This is a genomic window from Taibaiella helva (assembly GCF_003545695.1).
Taxonomy (GTDB): Bacteria; Bacteroidota; Bacteroidia; order Chitinophagales; family Chitinophagaceae; genus Taibaiella; species Taibaiella helva.
Genome location: NZ_QUZZ01000032.1, coordinates 1 through 1,430 on the forward strand (window position 1 = coordinate 1; position 1,430 = coordinate 1,430).

At 46.5% G+C, this 1,430-nt stretch carries 2 protein-coding genes; both read left to right on the top strand.

Features of this window, described 5'->3' with window-relative positions:
• Positions 1–67 precede the first annotated feature (67 nt).
• Positions 68–421, top strand: coding sequence for an ISAon1 family transposase N-terminal region protein (locus DZC79_RS20985; RefSeq protein WP_232831895.1), 354 nt, complete (start codon positions 68–70; stop codon positions 419–421).
• Positions 414–1,397 (top strand): ISAon1 family transposase, encoded by a 984-nt coding sequence (locus DZC79_RS20990; protein ID WP_232831896.1) that lies wholly within the window; start codon positions 414–416, stop codon positions 1,395–1,397. Before DZC79_RS20985 ends, DZC79_RS20990 begins: the two co-directional genes overlap by 8 nt.
• The last annotated feature ends 33 nt before the right edge of the window (positions 1,398–1,430 follow it).

Consider the following 1,430-nt stretch of genomic DNA (forward strand, 5'->3'; position numbering starts at 1 on the left):
GGATCAATCGTAAAATCTGGGGGATTAGTAAAAAAGCGTTTGCTTTGCGAGCTAAAAAATAACTGTTTTGTCCGATCCGTATTTGGAGCTCATCTCCCTGACCCTACCCGAAGGCCTTCTTGATTTTTTCGAACTGATTTCCGTTAAGAAGGAGGACGGCGTTTTCTACTTTCATCTTGAAGAAAAGAATATCATCCCCATGGAACACCGCAGCTCCGGTGTTCACTCCAAAGGTTTTCATCAGGAGGCCAGGGTAACCGATTTTCCGATACGGGGTAAGAAAGTATTGCTTTGCATTAAGAAACGCCGTTGGGAAAACATTAATACAGGGGAGATCGTCCAAAGAGACTGGAGCCTGCTGAGCCAGGGTACGCGGATCACCAAAGATTTTGCGCTTTTTTTAAAAGGAGCTCTTGGATAACCATCCTGTCAGCTGCTTCCAGCTGGGCAAGTACTTTCACCTGGACGGCAAGCTGCTACAGGAGCAATACAAACACCACATCAGCGATTACAGGAGCTGGGAGCAGCAGGAGCATGCCGCTGAGTGGATACTTTATCCCCAAAATATAGGCCCTCATTTGAGCATAGACGAGACCAGTCTTTCCAATGACGAACTATACACTATTGTAAGCAATAAGGCGGCCAAAGGCCGGAAAGGCACGCTGGTAGCCATGATCAGGGGTACGCAGGCTGAAACTATAATCGAAGTATTAAAAAGGATCCCGGAACGCCTGCGTAACAAGGTAACGGAAGTAACACTGGATATGGCGCCCAGTATGAACCTGGCTGTAGAACGCTGCTTCCGTAAGGCGCATAGGGTAACGGATCGTTTCCACGTGCAGCGCCTGGCCTGCGATGCGGTACAGGAACTGCGTATCCAATACCGCTGGGAGGCTTTAGATAAGGAAAACGAAGCCATAAAGGCGGCCAAAGCACAAGGAGCCATTTTTACGGCTGAACAGCTTGAAAACGGAGACACCTTAAAACAACTCTTGGCAAGAAGCCGCTATCTATTGTTCAAGCATAAAGATAAATGGACATCCAGCCAGAAAATAAGGGCCCGGCTGCTCTTTGAGCGTTTTCCTAAATTAAAGGAAGCTTATTATCTGTCCCTGAAGCTGGGCATTATTTACCGTACCTGCAGAACAAAGGAAGAGGCCTTCAAAAAGCTGGCTCTTTGGTTCAACGAAGTAGAATCCTCGGCCATGTCTTCCTTTAAAACAGTTGTCAGAACTGTCGAGGCCCATTACCTGAGCATTCTTAATTTCTTCAACAACAGAAGCACTAATGCTTCTGCTGAGTCTTTCAATGCTAAAATTAAATCCTTCCGTTCTTCTTCCAGGGGTGTAAGAGACATCCCTTTCTTCCTCTTCAGGCTCGCAAATATCTATGCTTAATTATCTTCTCCCCCCAACTTTTACGATTGATCC